The organism is Actinomycetes bacterium, assembly GCA_024222295.1.
GTDB lineage: Bacteria > Actinomycetota > Acidimicrobiia > Acidimicrobiales > Microtrichaceae > JAAEPF01.
In genome coordinates this window covers 40,567-59,751 of the sequence record JAAEPF010000091.1, presented here as the reverse complement: position 1 = coordinate 59,751, position 19,185 = coordinate 40,567, and the positions used below count along the sequence as shown (strand labels likewise).

Annotated in this window: 15 protein-coding genes; 8 read left to right on the top strand and 7 right to left on the bottom strand. The window is 67.6% G+C overall.

The genetic code is table 11. The features are described from left to right. Positions 1-349: 349 nt before the first annotated feature. Complete coding sequence (locus GY812_17275; GenBank protein ID MCP4437232.1) at positions 350-532, top strand: Flp family type IVb pilin; 183 nt, start codon at positions 350-352, stop codon at positions 530-532. Between the two features lie 108 nt (positions 533-640). Here the strand turns inward: GY812_17275 and GY812_17270 are convergent, their stop codons facing one another. After that, entirely contained in the window at positions 641-1,384 is a 744-nt protein-coding gene (locus tag GY812_17270; protein ID MCP4437231.1) for a GntR family transcriptional regulator, read from the bottom strand. Between the two features lie 79 nt (positions 1,385-1,463). Between GY812_17270 and GY812_17265 the strand changes: the two genes are divergently transcribed. Further along, positions 1,464-3,737: an aconitate hydratase gene (locus GY812_17265; GenBank protein ID MCP4437230.1), complete on the top strand. Its 2,274-nt coding sequence runs from the start codon at positions 1,464-1,466 to the stop codon at positions 3,735-3,737. Between the two features lie 77 nt (positions 3,738-3,814). Here the strand turns inward: GY812_17265 and GY812_17260 are convergent, their stop codons facing one another. Beyond that, complete coding sequence (locus GY812_17260; GenBank protein ID MCP4437229.1) at positions 3,815-5,302, bottom strand: HAD-IB family hydrolase; 1,488 nt, start codon at positions 5,300-5,302, stop codon at positions 3,815-3,817. Between the two features lie 243 nt (positions 5,303-5,545). Here GY812_17260 and GY812_17255 point away from each other — a divergent pair, with 243 nt between their 5' ends. The 3 genes from GY812_17255 (at position 5,546) to GY812_17245 (ending at position 8,193) form a co-directional block, all read left to right on the top strand. Continuing rightward, positions 5,546-6,472, top strand: coding sequence for a LysR family transcriptional regulator (locus GY812_17255; GenBank protein MCP4437228.1), 927 nt, complete (start codon positions 5,546-5,548; stop codon positions 6,470-6,472). A 126-nt stretch (positions 6,473-6,598) separates the two neighbouring features. After that, a complete protein-coding gene (locus GY812_17250; protein MCP4437227.1) occupies positions 6,599-7,897 on the top strand; it encodes a citrate synthase in 1,299 nt (432 codons plus the stop codon). An 83-nt stretch (positions 7,898-7,980) separates the two neighbouring features. Next, positions 7,981-8,193 (top strand): antibiotic biosynthesis monooxygenase, encoded by a 213-nt coding sequence (locus GY812_17245; protein ID MCP4437226.1) that lies wholly within the window; start codon positions 7,981-7,983, stop codon positions 8,191-8,193. 15 nt (positions 8,194-8,208) lie between these two features. On the opposite strand, the gene GY812_17240 is transcribed toward GY812_17245, so the two are convergent. After that, positions 8,209-9,183 carry an NAD(P)H-quinone oxidoreductase gene (locus GY812_17240; GenBank protein MCP4437225.1) on the bottom strand — a complete coding sequence of 325 codons (975 nt, stop codon included), beginning with the start codon at positions 9,181-9,183 and terminating at the stop codon, positions 8,209-8,211. A gap of 35 nt (positions 9,184-9,218) precedes the next feature. On the opposite strand from GY812_17240, the gene GY812_17235 reads away from it, so the two are divergent. Continuing rightward, the gene (locus GY812_17235) at positions 9,219-10,355 is read left to right on the top strand and encodes an acyl-CoA dehydrogenase (protein ID MCP4437224.1); all 1,137 of its coding nucleotides are present in this window, start codon (positions 9,219-9,221) and stop codon (positions 10,353-10,355) included. Between the two features lie 59 nt (positions 10,356-10,414). On the opposite strand, the gene GY812_17230 is transcribed toward GY812_17235, so the two are convergent. Both GY812_17230 and GY812_17225 read right to left on the bottom strand, forming a co-directional pair. Further along, positions 10,415-13,093, bottom strand: a complete 2,679-nt coding sequence (locus GY812_17230; protein MCP4437223.1) for a GNAT family N-acetyltransferase — start codon at positions 13,091-13,093, stop codon at positions 10,415-10,417. A gap of 9 nt (positions 13,094-13,102) precedes the next feature. Then, positions 13,103-14,065 (bottom strand): alpha/beta hydrolase, encoded by a 963-nt coding sequence (locus GY812_17225; protein ID MCP4437222.1) that lies wholly within the window; start codon positions 14,063-14,065, stop codon positions 13,103-13,105. 149 nt (positions 14,066-14,214) lie between these two features. Here GY812_17225 and GY812_17220 point away from each other — a divergent pair, with 149 nt between their 5' ends. Then, entirely contained in the window at positions 14,215-16,566 is a 2,352-nt protein-coding gene (locus GY812_17220) for a CocE/NonD family hydrolase (GenBank protein ID MCP4437221.1), read from the top strand. Here GY812_17220 and GY812_17215 read toward each other — a convergent pair. Further along, a complete protein-coding gene (locus tag GY812_17215) occupies positions 16,542-18,002 on the bottom strand; it encodes a hypothetical protein (GenBank protein ID MCP4437220.1) in 1,461 nt (486 codons plus the stop codon). The two genes, GY812_17220 and GY812_17215, sit on opposite strands and share 25 nt — an antisense overlap. A 154-nt stretch (positions 18,003-18,156) precedes the next feature. Between GY812_17215 and GY812_17210 the strand changes: the two genes are divergently transcribed. Then, positions 18,157-18,579 carry a PPOX class F420-dependent oxidoreductase gene (locus GY812_17210; protein MCP4437219.1) on the top strand — a complete coding sequence of 141 codons (423 nt, stop codon included), beginning with the start codon at positions 18,157-18,159 and terminating at the stop codon, positions 18,577-18,579. Here GY812_17210 and GY812_17205 read toward each other — a convergent pair whose 3' ends face one another. Continuing rightward, positions 18,580-19,182 carry a hypothetical protein gene (locus GY812_17205; GenBank protein ID MCP4437218.1) on the bottom strand — a complete coding sequence of 201 codons (603 nt, stop codon included), beginning with the start codon at positions 19,180-19,182 and terminating at the stop codon, positions 18,580-18,582. Between the last annotated feature and the right edge of the window lie 3 nt (positions 19,183-19,185).

The window sequence follows — 19,185 nt, the reverse complement described above, 5'->3', positions numbered from 1 at the left end:
CCGTAGTCCGCACCCCGGGCCACCGACGCGCCGGCCCCAGCCAGAGTGCGCGGGAACCGGAACCCGAAGGGGAGCCCGCGCGGCGCCCCCGCGGCGCGTTCAGGCCCCAGCCATGGGCTCCTGGTGGCGCTGCATCCATGGGCTCCTGGTGGCGCTGCGACGCATCAGGAGCGCGGAAGTCGCGACAAACAGTCCACAAGCCCCAACGGAATGGCCATTTCGGCCCGGATAGGTCATCCGACCTATTCAGGTACCCCCGATCTGCACCGAAGTTCTGGTCAGAGGCAAACGCCTCGAAGCACCAGCACAAAGCACATTCGGAAAAGCCCACACTCAAGGAGTACAGACAATGGTTCAGATCGATTTCATCAAGGCTTGGCTCGAGGCTCAGGTTCGCACCGAGCGTGGCGCATCCCTCGTGGAGTACGCACTGCTCGTGGCCCTGATCGCCGTCGCATGCATCGCCGCGATGTCGTTCCTCAAGGGCGGCATCGAGACCAACTTCTCCTCGGCTGGCTCCGAGCTGACCTGATCAGCGAAGACCAACCAGAGTTACGTTGCGGTGGGGCCCTTCGGGGCCCCACCGGCCGTTTTGGGCCCGGGTCCCACGAGCAGTCGGCCTTGGTCGGCGGGCAGCGTTTCAGCCTCGGGATCCGTCGACGAGGCGCATCCCGCTGGGGTCGAGCAGGCCGTCGTCGACCGGCAACTCCACCGCGAACTGCATCCGGTTCGCCGGCACGACGTGTTCGGACACGAGCACCGGACGACCGTCGGAGTTGCGGGTGATCCGCTCGACCACGAGCACGGGCGACCCGGTGGCGATGTCGAGCAACTCCGCGTCCCCGGGCCGGGCGGCATCGGCACCGATGGTCTGGGTCGCTCCACCGAGCGCCACCGGCAGCTGTTCCAGGAACGACGACCGTTCCACGTCGTCGCGGCTGAGCGAGGCTCCGAGTTCCTCCGGGCACCACACCGTCACCCTCGCGAGGGGCGAGTCGTCGCCCATCTGGACGCGCCGCACCTCCAGCACGGTCTTCTCACCCAGGAGCTCGCGCACCCGAAGCGGTGACTCCACGAATCCGAAGTCCACGATTCGCCTCTTCGAGGAGACTCCCGCGGCGGCCAGCTGCGCGTCGATCGTGGCCAGGCGCGACAGGTCCTGGCGAAGCGGCTCGGCGCACACCGACCAGCCGAATCCCTGCCTCGACTCAACCAGACCCTCGGCGCGCAGCTGTTCCAGTGCTCGGCGGATGGTGACCCGGCTCGCCTCGTAGCTCGCCGACAGGTCCGACTCGGAAGGAAGCAGGCGGCCGTCGGTGAACTCGCCGTCGGCGAGCCTGCTGCGCAGGTCTTCTGCGATCTGCTGGTAGCGAATGGCCCTCACGAACATGTATTGTACTTGTATTGTCCGCTGAGCGGGCGGAATCCCGAGCCGGAATCCGCCCCCCGAAGGAGGAACCATCATGGCCGTCACCGCTTCCACCCCGATCGAACTCGTCAGGGCCGCCTACGAGAAGTTCGACCAGCGCATCGATCCCACCCGGGAGCGCCTCGGGCGCCCACTAACCCTGGCGGAGAAGATCCTGGTCGCCCACCTCGATGACCCGGCCGAGGAATTCGAGAGGGGCACCACCTACAACGACCTGCGTCCCGACCGGGTAGCGATGCAGGACGCCACCGCCCAGATGGCGCTGCTCCAGTTCATGACGGCCGGCCTGCCCGAGGTGGCTGTGCCTTCCACAGTGCACTGCGACCATCTAATCCAGGCCAAGGAAGACGGCAAGATCGACCTGCTCGCCGCCGAGCAGGGCAACTCGGAGGTCTACGACTTCCTCGAGTCCGTTTCCGCCAGGTACGGCATCGGCTTCTGGAAGCCGGGCTCGGGAATCATCCACCAGGTCGTACTCGAGCAGTACGCCTTCCCGGGCGGGATGATGATCGGCACCGACTCGCACACCCCCAACGCCGGCGGCCTCGGCATGATCGCGATCGGTGTGGGCGGCGCAGATGCGGTCGACGTAATGACCGGGTTCCCGTTCAACGTGCGCTGGCCGAAGATGATCGGCGTGCAGCTCACCGGTGAGCTCAATGGCTGGTCCTCACCCAAGGACGTGATCCTCAAGGTCGCCGACATCCTCACCGTGAAGGGCGGCACCGGGTCGATCGTGGAGTACTTCGGTCCCGGCGCCAACTCCATCTCTGCCACCGGCAAGGCCACCATCTGCAACATGGGCGCCGAGATCGGTGCCACCACGTCGGTGTTCGGCTACGACGACGCCATAGGCCGCTACCTCAAGTCCACCGGCCGCGAGGAGATTGCCGATGCAGCCGACGCCGTGGCGCACCACCTGCGCTCCGACGACGCCGTGATGGAGGCACCCGAGAAGCACTACGACCAGGTCATCACGATCGACCTCTCCACACTCGAGCCGCACATCAACGGCCCGGCAACGCCCGACCTGGCCCGCCCGGTGGGCGCTCTCGGCGCAGAGGCCGCCGAGAACGGCTGGCCGATGGAGCCGTCGGCCGCGTTGGTCGGCTCGTGTACCAACTCGTCATACGAGGACATCTCCCGTGCGGCGTCGATCCTGCGCAACGCGGCCGACGCCGGACTGAAGGTGAAGACTCCCCTGCTCATCACCCCGGGCTCCGAGCAGGTGCGCGCCACCATCGCGCGCGACGGCCTGCTCGAGGTGTTCGAGGCGGCCGGCGCCACGGTGCTGGCCAACGCTTGCGGGCCTTGCATCGGCCAGTGGTCGCGCCCCGAGTCGGTCACGTCCGAGCCAAACACGATCGTCACCTCCTACAACCGCAACTTCCCGAAGCGCAACGACGGATCCGCCAACACGCTCGCTTTCGTCACCTCACCGGAGACGGTCGTGGCGCTGGCGCTCGCCGGCACGCTCGACTTCAATCCGCTCACCGACACGCTGACCAACGATGCAGGCAACGAGGTCAGCCTCGTGGTGCCCGTGGGTGACGAACTGCCCTCCGCCGGATTCACCCCCGGCGAGTCGGGCTTCATCGCTCCCCCGGCCGATGGCTCCGGCGTGGACGTCGTGGTCAGCCCCACCTCGGAGCGACTCCAGCTGCTGACGCCCTTCGAGGCCTGGGACGGCCAGGACTACCTGGACCTCCCGATCCTGCTGAAGGCCAAGGGCAAGTGCACCACCGACCACATCTCGATGGCCGGACCCTGGCTCAAGTACCGAGGCCACCTCGAGAACATCTCGGGCAACCTGTTCCTCGGTGCTGTCAACGCGTTCACCGATGCGGTCGGTGAGGGCAAGGACCAACTGGACGGCGAGACGAAGTCGTTCCCCGACATCGCGCGCCACTACCACGAGGCCGGCCAGCCCTGGGTCGCCGTGGGTGACGAGAACTGGGGCGAGGGCTCGAGCCGCGAGCACGCCGCCATGGAGCCACGCTTCCGTGACGCCAAGGCCATCATCGTGCGCTCGTTCGCCCGCATCCACGAGACCAACCTCAAGAAGCAGGGAGTACTCGGACTCACCTTCGCCGAGCCGGGCACCCACGACGCGATCGACCAGGACGACCGGATCAGCATCACCGGCCTGACCGAGCTGGCCCCGGGCAAGCCGGTGCGCTGCGAGCTGACCAAGCCCGACGGTTCGACGCTCGAGTTCCACTGCAACCACACGATGAGCCAGGAGCACATCGACTGGTTCCGCGCCGGCAGCGCCCTCAACATCATCCGCCAGCGCACCCAGTCCTGACCCGCCGGCGCCACACGACTGTTCGATCAACTCCAGCAACGCAGCTGCCCCGGACGCGCCACGCGACCGGGTGCGGTTCAGTCGGTGCCGGGGCGCCGGTCGGACTCGTGGCCGGCGGCTTCGTCGACGTCGGCGGGCACCTTGCCGTCTGGGTAGGTGGCCGCGAGTTCCTCCTCGGTGGGCTCGCGCTGCTCGCGGGCTTCTGCGGGCAACAGATCGACGATTGCCGCCATCATCGCGGCCGTGTCCTCGTCGAGGTCATCACCCTTGATGTCCACCGGCTCGCCCACCCGGATGCGCACCGTGGGCGGAGCCAGCACGTTGGCCACGTTGGGAACCTTCGAGCTGCGCGGCCACACACGCTCGGTACCCCAGATACCCACCGGGACGATCGGCGCACCCGTGGCGTGCGCGAGCTTCACTGCACCCCACCGCCCCTTCAGCTCGGGGTCGAAGAAGGCGGGCCCGCGCGGGATGGTCCCCTGAGGCATCACGGCCACCATCTCCCCCGCGGCCAGAGCCTCCTCGGCGGCGTGCAGCGGCTCGTCGGAGCCGGTTCCGCGGTCCACCCGGATGCCGCCCATTGCCGCAGCGATGTCGCCCACCACCGGCGCGTCGAACACTTCCTTCTTGCCCAGGAAGCGGACCGTACGCCCACGGCGGGCGAGCGTGAAGCCAACCGCCAGCGGGTCGAAGTAGCTGCGGTGATTGGCCACGAGGATGGACTTACCGTGCAGCGGAATGCGCTCGAGTCCCTCGATGTCGAAGCGCACGTACGGGAAGGCCTGCGGTTGGGCGAGGTACTGCATTGCCTGCTGGGGCTCGACCCCGAGGAACTTGGGCACTCCGTCGGGCACGTCGAGGTGCATCACCGGCCAGCGCCGCAGGGTGGCCATCGCCAACATGCGCGGGTCGGGGTTGACCGCCGTGGGGTGCCCGACCACCGAGAGCAGCGGCACGTCGTAGAAGGAATCGGAATAGGCGTAGCTCGCGTCGAGGTCGATCCCGTTGGCCTCGGCGTACTCGGCGACTGCCTTCGCCTTGTCTCGGCCCCAGATGAACATGCCGTCGATGGTGCCGTCGTAGCGCCCTTCCTGTTGGCCGTAGCGGGTGGCGATCACGTCATCGAAGCCGAGGGCGTCGGCCAGCGGCTTCACGAGGTCGACCGGCGTGGTGGTGGCGATCACGAGTCTGCGACCCGCCGCCCGGTGCTCCTCGAAGATCGGCTTGGCATAGGGAACCACGGCCTCGGCGAGTGGCTCGGCGGCCATGTCCGCCGCGGCACGGACCAGATCGAGGCTCCAGCCCTTGGCCAGCCGGGCACCCTGGCGGGTGATCAGCATGGCCGGCCTGGTCTCGCCGATCGTGTTGAAGACCTTGAACACGAGTGATTCAAGCGGGTTGGACCCGCCGGACAAGAGGCCCACGTGGCGCAGTGCCTCGCTGATGTATGGCCCGGAGGCGCCGATCAACAGCGTGCGGTCAAGGTCGAAGAACGCCGCCCCCTGCGGCGCGCCGGACGTGGGCTCGGCAGAAGGATCTGAATCGGTGCGGTCGTCGGTCATCGCATTGGACGCTACAGGCAGCCCCGGACGATGTCCGCCCTAAAACGGGCTGAAGGACTGGCGGGGGGGCACCAGTCCTTCAGCAATGCGTCCCGGTTGGGGGGAAACCAGGGACGCTGCGCCAAGGGGGTCGGTTGGGGGGAACCGTCCGCGCCCTCAGGCGTTTTGTTGTGATCATCAAGTTAGCCAGTAGCAAGCAATCGGTCAACGCAATATGGTCGATATCTGTTATCGTTCTCAGCGATGGATCGTAAGCAGCTCCGAGCCCTGCTCGCCGTGTCCGAGCACAAGTCCTTCTCTGCTGCCGCCAAGGCGCTCGGAACCGTGCAATCCAACGTGTCCGCCCACATCAGCCGCCTCGAGTCCGATCTCGGCGTGACACTCATCGACCGGGCGACGACCGAGCCCACACCGGAGGGCCTCGCTGCACTCGAACGGGCCCGGCGGATCGAAGGCGAGTTCAACGCGCTCGACTCCGACCTCGCCTACCTGCGCGACGTGGTGGTCGGTGCTGTGAGCCTGGGTGTGATCGGCACCACCGCCCGCTGGCTGGTCGCCCCCCTGCTGCAACGACTGTGGGACAAGTACCCCGAGGTCCGCGTGGTCGTGCTGGATGCGCCTTCGAGTGCGCTCCTGCTCGGCACCACGAGCGGCACCGTGGACCTAGCCGTGATCAACCTCCCGGTCGAACACCCCGATGTGGACGTGCAGCCGCTGTTCACCGAGGACCGCGTGGTCATAGCCCCCGAGGGCCATCCACTGCACGACCGCGAGGAGGTCACGCTCACCGACCTCGCCGAGCACGAGCTGCTGCTCGAAGCTCCCGGCACCGCATTCCGCGATGTGCTCGACAGGGCGGCCACCGAGGCCGGCGTGGAGCTCCGGGCCCGTGCCGAGTTCGACGGCATGCGGCTGTTGGCCTCGCTCGCCTTCGGAGGCTTCGGCGCGGGGGTGGTGCCGGCATCCGCCACGAGCATGGGCCTCGCCAACGTAGGCCTGCAGGGACCGTGGCGCGCAATCCCGATCACAGGCGTGCCCCGCCGGTCGGTAGGCATGATCCGCCGACGCAGGGGCCTGCCATCGGCCGCAGCGAGGGTTGTGGCGGAGACGATCGGCGAGGTGATCCTCGAGGAACACGCAAAGGTGCCGGGCATCGATCCCGACGAGTGAGGTCGTCCACGCTGCGGCCCGAATGGAAACACTGTTCCGTTGTGCGCGCAGCCAGACGCTGTTGCGCCACAGCACTGATGTGCAGTGCATCCGCGGCGATTAGGGAATCCCCTGGGAGCGCCTAGGATGGGTGGGTACGCCCCTCAGGAGAATCCAGTGCCCGAAACCATCACGATCACCGACAACCGCACTGGCGACAGCATCGAGGTTCCCATCGACCAGGGTGGTGCGGCTGCCACGGAATGGAGCAAGCTGCTTCCCGGTGTGTGGTTCCATGACCCGTCCTTCGGAGCCACGTCGGCCGCTGCATCCGCCGTCACCGAGCTCGACGGCGCCGAAGGCATCCTCCGCTACCGCGGCTACCCCATCGAGCAGCTCGCTGAGCACTCCAGCTACCTCGAGGTCGCCTACCTGCTGATCTTCGGGGACCTCCCCAGCGCCGAGGAGTTCGAGGCCTGGCGCTACGAGATCACACACCACACGTTCATCCACGAGAACGTGCGCAAGCGGTTCATGGAGGGCTTCCACCACGACGCCCACCCGATGGGGATCCTCGTGTCCACCGTCGCGGCGCTGTCGACCTTCTACCCCGAGGCAAAGGACATCGAGAACCGCGAAGTGCTCATGAAGCAGGTCGTTCGGCTGATCGCCAAGATGCCCACCCTCGCAGCCGGCGCCTACCGCCACAGCGTCGGCATGCCGTTCGTCTATCCCGACAACAGCCTCGACTTCGCGGCCAACTTCCTGTCGATGATGTGGAAGACCGCCGAACCCCGCTACGACGCCAACCCGGTGTTGGCCAGGGCACTCGACGTGCTGTTCATCCTGCACGCGGACCACGAGCAGAATTGCTCCACCACCGCCATGCGCACGGTCGGCTCCGCACACGCGGATCCCTACATCTCCACCGCGGCTGCTGCCTCGGCCCTGTACGGCCCCCGCCACGGTGGCGCCAACGAGGCCGTGATCCGCATGCTCAACGAGATCGGCAGCGCCGACAACGTCGCCCGTTACGTCGAAGAGGTGAAGCGGGGCGAGAAGCTGCTGCAGGGATTCGGGCACCGCGTCTACAAGAACTACGACCCCCGCGCCACGATCATCAAGCGCACCGCTGATGAGGTGTTCGAGGTCACGGGCAAGAACCCGCTGCTCGACATCGCGCTGGCGCTCGAAGAGGTCGCCCTGAGCGATGACTACTTCATCAGTCGCAAGCTGTACCCCAACGTCGACTTCTACTCCGGGTTGATCTACCAGGCCATGGGCTTCCCGATGGACATGTTCACGGTTCTCTTCGCGATCCCGCGCACAGCGGGCTGGCTGTCGCACTACATCGAGTTGCTCGACCAGAACAGCCGCATCTACCGCCCGCGGCAGGTCTACACGGGTTCCGAGCAACGCGACTACGTGAACATCGTCGACCGCTGAGCGGACACCCCTAGTTGTACGCGGTCATCTTCACCTCCAAGCTGCGCGATCCTGCGCCCGGCTACGACGAGACCTCGGCCCGCATGGAGGAACTCTGCCGCGAGCAGCCCGGGTTCGTGTCGATCGAATCGGTGCGCGGCGCCGACGGGGTGGGCATCACTGTGTGCAGGTGGGAGTCACTCGACGCGATCGCTGCTTGGAGTGCGAACCCCGAGCACGCCGAGGCACAACGCCGCGGCGCACAGGAGTGGTACGAGACCTACGAGACCACCGTGTGCGAAGTGGCCGTGCGCTGAGCCGGAGCGGACCACTCAGGGCTGCAGGACCACCTTGCCGACCGTGGCGTTCGCTGCGACCAGTTCATGTGCCTCTGCCACCTCCCACAGCGACATGCGGCGGTCGATGACCGGGCGGAGCGTTCCCGCGTCGAAAAGCGGCAGGAGGTCGTGCTCACAGCGCCGGGAGACCGCGATCTTCTCCTCGACCGGGCGGCCCCGCAGCACCGTGCCTGTGAGTGACAGGCGCTTCGGCAACAGGTCTCCGACGTTGACCTCGGCCTTTCCGCCGCCCATCACGCCGACCTGGATGATGTGACCGCCAACCGCGGACACCCTCACGTTGCGCTGCACGTAGTCGCCGCCGATCACATCGAGCACCACGTCGACCCCGTGGCCATAGGTGGCCTGGCCGACCTCTGCCACGAAGTCCTGCGACGTGTAGTCGACCACGAGGTCTGCACCCAGCTCGCGGCAGGCCTCGACCTTGCCCGCCGAGCACGTCACCGCCACCCGGGCGCCGACTGCCCTGCAGATCTGTATGGCGGCCGTTCCCACACCCGATGCTCCGGCGTGAACCAGCGCCCAACCACCGGCGCCGAGTCCGCCCTGCAGCACGAGCGCGTCGTACGCCGTGATGAAGACCTCAGGGATGGCACCGGCGTCGGGCAGGCCGACAACGGTTGGAACCGGCATCAGCTGGCGCTCGTGCACAGCCACCTTCTCCGCATAGGCACCGCCGCCGACGATGGCCATGACCTCATCGCCCTCTGACCACCTGGTCACGCGCTCACCGACTGCGGCCACCCGGCCCGCGAGTTCCATGCCGGGGATCTCGTGTTCCATCGGCGGCCCCGGGTAGAGGCCCATGCGCTGCAGGAGGTCGGCACGGTTGACCGCCGTGGCGGCGATGTCGACCAGCACCTCGTCGGCAGCGGGTGTGGGGTCGGGCACCTCCATCGGGGTGAGGACTTCGGGGCCGCCATATGACTCGAGAACAATCGCTCGCATGGCCCGGAACAGTAGCGGCGCGCAAGGATTGGCAGATGGGCACCCCAGACAGCCTCGACTTCCACCTACCTGCGGAGCTCGTGGAACTCGCCGCACAAGCCCGTGAGGTGGGCGCCGCCGCCACAGCAGACCTGGAAGTGACCGAGGACTCCTGGCTCATCGGAACGTCGCGCGAGTTCTCCCTCCAACTCGCAGAGCTGGGCTGGTTGGGCATGACATGGCCCGTCGAGTGGGGCGGCCATGGTCGTAGTGCCCTGGAACGCTTCGTGGTGTTCGAAGAGCTGATCTCAGCAGGCGCACCGATCGCCACCTCGTGGTTCGCGGACCGCCAGATCGGCCCGACGCTGCTGCAGTTCGGCAACGACGACCAACGGCGTCGTTGGCTCGGGGACATCGTGGCGGGCACCTCGGCCTGGTGCATCGGCATGAGCGAGCCCGACGCCGGCTCCGACGTGGCCTCCATCCGCACCCGAGCGGTGCACCGCCACGGCCCCGCCGGCGGCGAGTGGGAGGTCGACGGGGCGAAGGTCTGGACCTCGGGTGCCGCAGAGGCCGACTGGTGCTACCTCATCGCCCGCACCGACCCCGACGCCCCACCCCACGCCGGGCTGTCGGAGTTCGTGGTGGACATGTCGTCGCCCGGCATCGAGGTGCGGCGCATCACCGACGCCACGGGCAACGAGCACTTCTGCGAGGTGCTGCTCGACTCCGTGGCCGTACCTGACGCCAACCTCGTCGGGGAGCCCAATGGAAGCTTCCGCCAGGTGATGCGCCAGATGGAACATGAGCGCGGCGGCATCGACCGGCTGGTGTCCAACCGGCGGCTCTACCTGGACGCGCTGGAAGCTGCCGACCGGACGGATCCCCGGGTACGACAGAGGATCGCTGCCCTGGAGTCGGGCTACCTGATCGGGCGCAACATGGTGCTTCGCGAGGTGATGGGACAGGCCCCCGTGGGTTGGTCGTCGGTGACCAAGACCATGTGCACCGAGTTCGAGCAGCGCGTGGCCGAGTTCTGCGTGGACGTGGCGGGCCCCGCAGCCATGGGTTGGAACCGGGTCTCGAGGGGCGTCTGCTACTCCCCCGCCTACACCCTCATGGGCGGCACCACGCAGATACTGCGCAACATCGTCGGCGAACGGATGCTGGGGCTGGCCCGCGAACCTCGCTGACCCCGCGCGACCCCACCACTTCTGAAGTGGCTGCGGGCACGTTCACGTCCAGTCGGCCGCTAGTCGAGCTTGCGCACGGGGAGGGACTTCTCGGGCGGACACACCTCGACGGTCACGTCGGCCACCCATGCGCCATCAACCGATGCGATCACGGGATCGGCCTCGATGAAACAGATCTCCTCCACCTGCTCCATCAGCTCGGCCAGTCGTTGCACCACACCGACGAGCGCCACCCGGTCGAGCGGGTCGGACAGGGCCCTGCCCACCGAGCTGGACGACACGAGCGACTGAGCGTCGTGGAGACTGAGCGGCAGCAGACCGAACTGGCGGTCGTCGAGCGCCGCCACGGGTCCGCCCAGGCCGACCTCGATCGTGCCACCGCCCGGAGTGCGACGCAGCACCACAGAGGCGTCGACGCCGCGTTCGATGTAGCGCTGCACGGCGGCTGGGTGCATGTCGGCGCCCAGCACGCTTTCCATCCGTTCCCATGTGGCCCGAAGGTCGGCTTCATCGGCAAGGTCGACGGCCACGCCGCTGGCCGCTGTGCGGGTACGCCGGTCACGCCGGTGCGCCTTGATCGCGACCGGCCAGCCGATCCGCTCCACGGCCGCCATGGCCGCGTCGGCATCCGCCACCACGTCGCGCGCTGCGATCGGCACTGCGAACGCCGAGAGCAGCCTCTCCTGCTCCTCGAGGGTGAGCTGCACCGACTCGTCGCGATCCTGTCGCGCCAGCGCAACGGCGGTGACCTCCCTCGCAGCGTCGATGTCGCACCCGAGCGGCGTCCCGGTCGGGACCTCGCGGTTGGATTCGCTCCACTGCCGATATCGGGCCAGGCGGCCGAGCGCCAGGGCTGCGTGCTCGGGAAACGAGTACACCGGCACCGAGTTGCCGTCGTCGCCGATCCTGGGGGTGCCGGCAGCGCCGAGCATCGTGGCAGCAAAGGTCACATCCGGGTGTCGCTGCGAGACCGCAACGACGGCATCGGCGATCTCCTGTGAGCGCTTCATCCGGGGCGGCGTGTGCACCAGCAGCACGCTGTGCACTTCAGGGTGCTGCGCAACCGCATCGAGGGCAGCGACGAAGTCACTTGTTCGAGCCTTGAAGGTGAGGTTCACGGGGTTCTGGTAGTCCGCGGCATTTCCCGGTCCCCCGCCGTTGCTGCCGTCAGCAGCAAGGTCGACCAGCTGCAGTCCGCTGCCTGCACATGCGTCAGCGGCCATGGCCACGGCGCCGTCGGAGTTGCCGACCACGGCCACCCCGGCACCGGCAGGTACCGGCTGATCGGCCATGAGGCGGCCCAGGTCGAACAACTGCTCGAGCGATCCGACGCTGATCACCCCGGTCTGGCGGGTCAGGGCCTCGACGCGCCGGAGGGCCTGTTGGGAATCGGACGCGCCGAGGAACACACTGCCGAGGGTTGCGACCGGCTTGCGCAACGCTGCCGCCCGGGCGGCGCGCACCAGCCGGGCGGGCAGTCCCGACGACCGCATGTAGAGCAGCACGGCATCGCTCGCCGCGTCGTCGGTCCAGTAGCTGAGCATGTCGGCAACACCAACGTCGGCCGGGTTCCCGGCCGCGACGAAGGTCGACACGCCCAGTTCCCGCCGCTGGGCCTCATCGAGGATCGCCGCGGCGAGCGTTCCCGACTCGGCGAACACTGCGACGTGCCCGCTCGGGGGCCAGCCGGTCGCCACGGTGGCGTGCAGACTCACGTCCGGGTCGGTGTTGACCAGCCCCAAACAGTTGGGGCCGAGCACCCGCACACCATTGCGACGGGCCACCTCGACCACACGATCCTGCAACGCAGCGCCCTGAGGGCCGGACTCCGCGAAGCCGGCCGAGTGGATCAGGATCGCACCCACCCCCGCATCGGCACAGCGCTCCACGATGGCGGGGACCCGTTCCGCCTCAACGGCCACGATCGCCAGGTCGGTGCCCCGTGGGATCTCGTCGAGTGCCGCAACGCCCTGCGGAGGATCACTCTCGGCCTGCCCGGTCGCTGCGGCGCCGGTGCGAACCATGCAGAGTTCGCCGCGATATCCGCCCCACACGATCGCCTCCACTGCTGCTGCCCCGAGACCTCCGGGGGCCCAACTGCCCAGTACGGCGACCGACTCGGGACGGAGCAGCCGCTGGACAGTGGCGGCCTCGGCCTGTCGTTCCCTGCGGTCAGCCGCCGCGGTCGACTCGTCAGTCGGGTCGATCGCGAACGACAGGGCCACGACTCCGTCCTCGATGCGTGATGACACATCGAAACCGGCCCTCGCGAACACGCTGAGCATCTTGCGGTTGTTGGGCAGCGTGGAGGCGCTGAACCTGTGCAGCCCGTTGTGGCGCGCTGCCGCCGCCAGGTACTCGAGCATCACCGTTGCGAGGCCGCGGCCGTTGTGGTCGTCGTCGACCAGGAACGCGACTTCTGCGGTGTCGGTTCCGTCATACCGTTCGTAGCGGGCGACCGCGATGATCTTGTCGCCGAGCACCCCCACGAACGCCATCCGGTCCTCGTAGTCGAGCTGCGTGAAGCGGGCCAGCTCCTTGTCCGAGAGGGTGGGGCGCGGCGACAGGAACCGGAAGTAGATGGACTCCGCCGACTGCCGTTGGTGGAACGCTCCGAGTTCCTCGGCGTCGGTGGGATGGATCGGCCGCACCCTCACGGTGTGGCCGTCGCGGAGTGCCACGTCGGCCTCCCACGAAGCTGGGTACTCGGGGGCGCCGGAGGCAGCTGCTTCGGCCACGGGGCGCGCTCAGGCGTCCAGTTCCGCAGACAGCATCCCGGCCAGCACGACCGGCTGGTCGCCCTGGATGCTGTGGCCTGCGGCCTCGACCATCTCGACACGCGCCGCAGGGCGCTGGCGCCTCAACTCCGCCACATCGTCGTCGTCGACAACGGGGCTGTCCGCTCCGCGGGTGAGCAGATAGGGCATCTTCGTGGCCGCGACGTCGGCCCAGAGATCGTCGCGCTCGGGGAACGGGGTGCCGCCGTCGGGCTGCGCCCGGTCGTAGTTCCACTCCCAGGATCCGTCATCCAGGCGGTGCGCGTTGTGCAGGATGCCACGGCGAAGCGAGGTCTTCGATCGAGTCGGGTTGAACTCCACCGTGCGCTCGAAGATCTCGCTGAAGCTGGCGAAGGTCTGCGGCCCAGCGATGAAGTCGTGGATCTCCTTGGCCTTGTCGCGCGTGACGCCCGGGGTGATGTCCACCACGACCTGGCGGGTCACGAGGTCCGAGTTCAGCTTGGAGACGCGGTTCGCGGTGAGTCCACCGAGCGACATCCCGACGAGCAACACCGGCTGTTCGAGCACCGACTCGAGCGCCGCCAGCACGGTGTCGGCGTTGCTGTGCGGGTCATAGCGGCCGTCCTTTCGCCACAGCGAGCGGCCGTGACCCGGCAGGTCCACGGCCAGCGCGGGAGGCTGGCCCATCGCCAGCGCGACCGTGTCCCAGGTGTGCGCGTTCTGTGCGCTGCCGTGCAGGAACACGACCTCCGGGTGACCGCTGCCCCAGCGCAGCATCGACAAATCTCCCAGGTCGCCCGCGGGCACTTGCACGCGTTCCACTTCCGCCTGACCGTCCCACGCCAGGTCGTACTCGGCGCAGTTCTCGGAAAACCACGCGAACTCGTCGTACAGGAAGTCCTCGGCATCGGGATCGATCCCGTCACCCAGGTCGGCCGCGTTGGCGCCCGGTGGGGCGTCGTTGTCACTCATGGCCAACATCATTCCATGGGCGGGCACACCGATCCGGGGGCGCTGCTCGGTGATTTGCCATGACCCGGTGAACCCGATTCACTTTGGATCGGTACACGCACCTGTAACGGGGCGGGATCCGAGGGTTCCAAGGGCACCGAGGGGAAACGATGTCACGATCGATCACAAAGCTTGGGCTGTGCGCACTGGCAACCACCGCGTTGTTGGCATCCGCCTGCACCACCTCCGACGAGGCGGCAGAGCCATCGGTGCTCGGGGCCGATACCGCCCGGGCGACATTCTCCACCAATGCGAGCGTTGGCCAGTTGACGGTCACGGGGGCCGAACCAGGTGTGGAGCTCACCCTCTACTCCGACGCAGAGGAAGTCGTCTCCGGCAATGCCGACGACGAGGGCGCCCTTATCTTCCGCGAGCTTGATGCAGGCGAGTACCGCGTCGCAGCCGAAGCCACCGACGACAACGAGGAGCAGGTCACCGGGACCGTCGAGTTGCCGACCCTCGAGGAGTCACTCCCCGAGCGTGACTTCTACGCGGGCCAGACCCTGGAACCCGGCTACACCTACATCGAGACCCGCGACGGCACCCAGCTGTCGGCCTCGGTTTACCTGCCAGGGCCGGCCGAGGACGGCCCCTACCCCACCGTGGTCGAGTACTCCGGGTACGACCCGGCCAAGCCCGGGGGCAACCTGCTCGAGTCCAACGCGGAGAAGCTGGAGGAGCTCGGCATCGACGCGGAGTCGCTGTGCGAGACCGTCGAGTTCCTCTGCAACGCGCCGGCACAGCCCAGCTCGATCATCGCGCTGGGGATGGGTTACGCAGTTGTGGCGGTCAACGTGCGCGGCACCGGCTGCTCCGGCGGCGCCTACGACTACAACGAACCGCTGCAGACCCTCGACGGCTACGACGTGATCGAGACCGTCGCCTCCCAGGACTGGGTCTACGACAACAAGGTCGGCATGGTGGGGCTGTCCTACCCGGGCATCACGCAACTGTTCGTGGCCCGCGCCCAGCCTCCGAGCCTCGCGGCGATCACGCCCCTGTCGGTGATGGACGACACGGTTCGTGGCCTCCTCGCCCCCGGCGGCATCCACAACGAGGGCTTCGCCCTCTCATGGGCCGAGCAGGTGCTGGAGAAGGCCGAGCCACTGGGCCAGGGCTGGGAGGAGGAGCTCATCGAGGACGGCGATGCCCAGTGCGCAGAGAACCAGAAGCTCCGCGGCCAGAACGTCGACGTCACCGAGGTGGCGCTTTCCTACGACCACTACCCGCCGGAGCTGGGCGACTGGTACAACCCGAGCGTCTTCGGTGAGGACATCGAGGTGCCGATCTTCCTGTCGGGCTCCTTCCAGGACGAGCAGACCGGTGGCCGGTTCCCGCTCCTGTGGGACAAGTTCCCCAACTCGCCGCTGGTGCGCTTCAGCATGTGGAACGGCGCCCACGCCGACGGCTTCGCGCCGATGAACCTGTCGGAGTGGAAGGCATTCCTCGATCTCTACGTGGCCGACCAGGTGCCCACGATCCCACCGATCATGAACCTGCTTGCCCCGATCCTCATGGAGGACGTGTTCGGCGCCACCCTCGAGCTCGAGGCGGTGCCCTACTCGGAGTTCGACACCGTCGAGGAGGCACGAGCGGCCTACGAGGCCGAGAAGCCCGTGAGGCTCATCCTCGAGAACGGCGCCTCGGACCCCGAGCAACCGGGCGCACCCGGCGGCACTGCCGAGTACCGCTTCGACCAGTGGCCGCCCGCCGATGTGTCGGCCCTCCCGTTCTACCTCAACGCGGATGGCACGCTCACCGAGGCCGAACCGCTCGATGACGGCGGCGCGTCGCGCTACGACGTCGACGGCGAGCTCGCCGAGACAGTCACCCTGCCGGGTGGCAGCGGCGACGCCTTCAAGGCATTGCCGGACTACGAGTGGGCCCAGGAGCCTGCTGGCAGCGCCGCTGTGTTCGTGTCCGAGCCGCTGACCGAGGACCTCGCCCTCGCCGGGTCGGCCTCTGCCGACCTGTTCATCCGCTCGTCGGCTCCCGAAGCCGACATCGGGGTGACCCTGTCCGAGGTCCGCCCCGATGGCCAGGAGGTCTACATCCAGTCCGGCGTGCTGCGCGGCTCGATGCGGGCCACCGAGGACAACTCGACAGAGCTCTGGCCCAACCACAGCGGCTACGAGGAAGACGCCTCCCCGATGCCGGTCGACGAATTCACAGAGGCGCGGGTCGAGATCTTCCCGTTCGCACACGTTGTGCGTGCCGGATCGAGGATCCGCCTGTCCGTGCACACACCTGGCGGAGACCGTGTGCGCTGGGCCTACATCCTCGCCGACGGGCAAGAGGGCGCCAGCTTCGATGTGGCGCACAACGCCGAGATGGCGTCACGGCTCGTGCTGCCCGTCACGTCGTCGATCACCGGCTACCCGGCGGAACTGCCACCGTGCCCCGGCTTGCGTGCCCAGCCGTGCCGGGAGTTCGCCGACTACCTGAACACGCCTGCCAGCTGACGCAACCCCGAGCGCACCGTTCGCTGCGTGCGCTCGGTCACATCCCAGGCCGCTTCGACCACTGCGCCGACTGCCGCGCCCACAGCATTGCCGACTGGCTCGGCGGTCGCTTCGACAGCCCCGGCGACACCTTCGGGCTCGCGGTCCTCAAGCAGCTCGTCCTTGAGCAGCGTGAAGTTGTCCCAGTCCTTGAACACGGTGAGCTTGTAGTCGCACCCGGGTGGGAACACGTTGCCCTCGAGGTACACCGGGCCATGCTCGGTGAGCAGCACGTCCCAGCTGATCTCCACGTGTGCGGGCAGCTCGTTGTGCATGGCGATGCAAGCCTCGATCACCTCGTCGAGTTCCGGCACCGCGATTCCTTCCCACCTGCCGTCGCTGTCGGCCCGGATCGGACGGCCGACGCTGCTGGTCTCGTAGTCGACGAGGTGCGTGTCGAGGTCGAAGTAGGCGGTCGAGTTGGACCCATCGGGTGCAGGCAGGAACACCGCTGCGATCAGTTCGGCCTCCTTGTCGACGTTGAGGGTCATCACGCGGAACGACCCCGTAGGGAATGGCTCGCGCATGCGCTCGAAACGCTCGATCACTGCTTCGCCGTAGGTGTCTTCCAGCCACGCGACCATCTCGTCGCGGGTCCACTGGTCGGGTTCCTCGTCCGACTTCTCCGGATCGTCGCAGCGGTAGAGCTGGTCGTCCGCGTCCCACATGATCGTGCGCAGCATCTGGCCGGCACCGCCCTTGGTGGGCTTCACCACGAAGTCACCGAAGGGCACCTCGCCCTTGATGACACCGTTGGCGATCACTCCGTGCTGCAGCGTCGACTGGTGGCCCTCGGGCAGGTTGCGCTCGAAGAAGTCGTGCCAGAACACCTTGGAGCTGTGCCGCAGCGCCTGGGCGGGGCTCCAGCCCATCTGGTGTTGCTTGTAGCTGTGCATCGTGAACATGGTGACGAGCATCACGTTGTAGTTGGCCCAGCCCATGAACGTAAACGGCTCGAACAACGGCGGAATCTCCGCCCCGCGCACCTTGCTCAGGTACGGGGGCATCGTTGCCACCGCTGCGAGCGACACGAATGGGGTCACCGCCATGCCCACCGGGGTGAGCGCAGACATCCACGGTGCGGCGTGGTCGCCGGTCTCCTCGTTGGTGACCCGGTAGATGAGGCTCTGGTAGAAGTGCTTCATGCCGTGGTACGCGACCACGGGATGGCCGGCGACGAGGGTGTAGTAGGCACGCCAGACCCGCCCGGTGTCCGACGGATAGCCCTGGTACTGCCAGTTGGCGGCATCGGGCTGGCCGCGGCGGGCGAAGTAGTCGGGCCACAGCGGATCACGGCTGATGGGCGCCACGACCTCGACTTGCTCCCCGGCGGGTTCCGGCTCAGCGGGTTCCTGTGCGACCGGCTGACCGGTTCGCTCTCGGTCCGTGATGCTCATCGCATTCCCTTTCAGCAATGCAACGACTGCCCCGGCTGCCCGCCGCCGCCACAGCGATCGTTGCGCCTCCCACATTTTTACCGATTGAAGGATCTCGCCGCTGCAGCGGTGCAACCGGCGCCCTGACAGCGACGACATCGGCAAGACTGAGGTGGTGGAGCTTGCCGAAGCACTGGAATGGGCCGCCGGGAGGGGTACCGGCACACTGATCACACTGCGCTCGGACGGGCGGGCGCAGTCCTCTGACATCGCGTATGTGGTCGACAGCGACTCGATGCTGATCTCGGTCACCGCGGACCGGGCCAAGACCGCAAACATGCGTCGCGATCCGAGGATCGTCGTGCACGTTTCCCATCCGACATCGTGGTCGTACGTCTCGTTCGACGCCCTGGCCGAGTTGTCACCTGTCGCCGCTTCCACCGACGACGAGACCGTCGACCGCCTCGTCGCCTACTACGAGACGATGCGCGGTGAACCACATCCCGACTGGGACGAGTACCGCCAGGCAATGGTCGATGACAAGCGGCTGCTCGTGACCGTGCGGCCGCAGTCGGTCGTGGGGATGATCAACGGCTGATCAACCGTTGCCGCACACATCGGTGTCGTACTGCTCGAGCACCGTGAAGGCATTGGCCACGTCAGGTCGGTTGTAGAGCTCGTCCATGTCGACGCTGTCGTCGTCGACCAACTGCTTCATCACATCAGCCCAGATGGCCACCTCTGCGGCGACTTGGGGTGGAGCCACCGCCGCGATCCTGTCGACAGTGTCGGTGAACTGCTCAGAGGAGGTGTTGGGGTCTGCGAGCCTCGCGGTCACCTCGGTGACCTGCTCACAGAACTCGCTGGGACTCAGCGCAGGGCCGTCCGGTCCCCCGCCACCGCTACCGGAGCCCGAGTCGCCGGCTCCATCATCGCCATTGCCGGCACCCTCGCTGCCGGAGCCCTTCGATGCGCTCCCGTCGGAACCGGCCGAGGAGCTGCCATCGCCACCTTCTGGGTCATCGGCTTCGACCGTGGCCTCGCCACCGCTGGACCCATCGCCGCTCGAGGACTGATCCCCGGATGCCTCGCGTTGGTCGGAGGTGGCCGAGTCCGCGGCCTTGTCAGAGCTGCAACCGGCCGACACTCCCATGGCCAGGAGCACCACGCCCACGACCGACAGCAATCTGTGCGACCTCACCAC

Bases quoted from the DNA above. Each gene is read 5' to 3' on its own strand.
- GY812_17275 (MCP4437232.1), top strand. From the start codon at position 350: ATGGTTCAGATCGATTTCATCAAGGCTTGGCTCGAGGCTCAGGTTCGC.
- GY812_17265 (MCP4437230.1), top strand. From the start codon at position 1,464: ATGGCCGTCACCGCTTCCACCCCGATCGAACTCGTCAGGGCCGCCTAC.
- GY812_17260 (MCP4437229.1), bottom strand. From the start codon at position 5,302: ATGACCGACGACCGCACCGATTCAGATCCTTCTGCCGAGCCCACGTCC.
- GY812_17255 (MCP4437228.1), top strand. From the start codon at position 5,546: ATGGATCGTAAGCAGCTCCGAGCCCTGCTCGCCGTGTCCGAGCACAAG.
- GY812_17250 (MCP4437227.1), top strand. From the start codon at position 6,599: ATGGGTGGGTACGCCCCTCAGGAGAATCCAGTGCCCGAAACCATCACG.
- GY812_17245 (MCP4437226.1), top strand. From the start codon at position 7,981: ATGGAGGAACTCTGCCGCGAGCAGCCCGGGTTCGTGTCGATCGAATCG.
- GY812_17240 (MCP4437225.1), bottom strand. From the start codon at position 9,183: ATGCGAGCGATTGTTCTCGAGTCATATGGCGGCCCCGAAGTCCTCACC.
- GY812_17235 (MCP4437224.1), top strand. From the start codon at position 9,219: ATGGGCACCCCAGACAGCCTCGACTTCCACCTACCTGCGGAGCTCGTG.
- GY812_17225 (MCP4437222.1), bottom strand. From the start codon at position 14,065: ATGAGTGACAACGACGCCCCACCGGGCGCCAACGCGGCCGACCTGGGT.
- GY812_17220 (MCP4437221.1), top strand. From the start codon at position 14,215: ATGTCACGATCGATCACAAAGCTTGGGCTGTGCGCACTGGCAACCACC.
- GY812_17215 (MCP4437220.1), bottom strand. From the start codon at position 18,002: ATGAGCATCACGGACCGAGAGCGAACCGGTCAGCCGGTCGCACAGGAA.